Below are 882 nucleotides of genomic sequence, written 5' to 3'. Positions count from 1 at the left end.
TTTTAGCATAAAAATCGACTAAGGGGCGGTAAGGCTCCATAATATCATCCGCCAAAGGGAAGGGGTTAGTGCTGTTTTCATGGTGTATTCCAAAGATAGGATTTAGCCCTGCCGCACAAATAGCTCTGGCGGCACAAGCTCTAAGAAGGGCATATCCATAATTTAAAAGACCGTTCGGCCAATTACCTTCAGGACTCCGTGAAAAATTATCACCAAATAGAGCTTTCCAATAAACCCTTGCACCGCAGGCTTCTCTATTTTGCGGGTCTCCAGATTGAACTTGTCTGGCATATATTCCAATTTGATTAGCTTTTTCCTGATTTTCAAAAAACTTAAGAACTTCACTTTGATGTTTAAGTTTTGCCGTTACAATTGCCTGCCAAAGCCGTTTTTTCAACGGTTGGCTTGCTTGGCTTTGTACTCGTATCCGCAAAGCAGATTCATAATTGGCGTTCACTGGAAGTACCAAAGCGGAAGGCATAGCTTTAGAATCGCAGAGAATTGTAACTGCTCCCCGTTCGGCAAGACTGACAAGCGCATCCTTGGTACAGGTCGCACCAAATGCTGAAATCATCAGAACCCCAATATCATCCAGCGGTACTTCACCATAAAATTCATCGCCTTGTTTTATGGTGATAAACCCGCGATGCTTGGCAATGAAACGGCCATTTTCACTTACATCAACAATTCTAGGTATCATTAACTATTAAGATCGGTAAATTGTTCTCCATCTACAGTTATTTTTACTAATTTTATTTTATATTCACTAAACAAAACATTAATTGACTTATAATATTGGCCATCAATGTTCGAAGGCCAAAAAATCGAGCAAAGGTTTATATTTGTATCTTTTTTCCAAGAAGCAATTGTATCACTGGCATA

At 39.8% G+C, this 882-nt stretch carries 2 protein-coding genes; both read right to left on the bottom strand.

Annotated elements, in window-relative coordinates:
- A partial coding sequence (gene cas1 / locus ACYVRA_RS07455) for a type II CRISPR-associated endonuclease Cas1 (protein ID WP_461252114.1) occupies positions 1 to 700 on the bottom strand: 700 nt, incomplete at its 3' end.
- Positions 700 to 882: hypothetical protein (locus ACYVRA_RS07450; protein WP_461252113.1), on the bottom strand; the 183-nt coding region annotated here is incomplete at its 5' end. The genes cas1 and ACYVRA_RS07450, both read right to left, overlap by 1 nt.

The sequence above is a fragment of the Treponema sp. R8-4-B8 genome, assembly GCF_054786175.1.
Note: the sequence above shows the minus strand (reverse complement) of the source record. Positions and strands in the feature narration are given on the sequence as shown.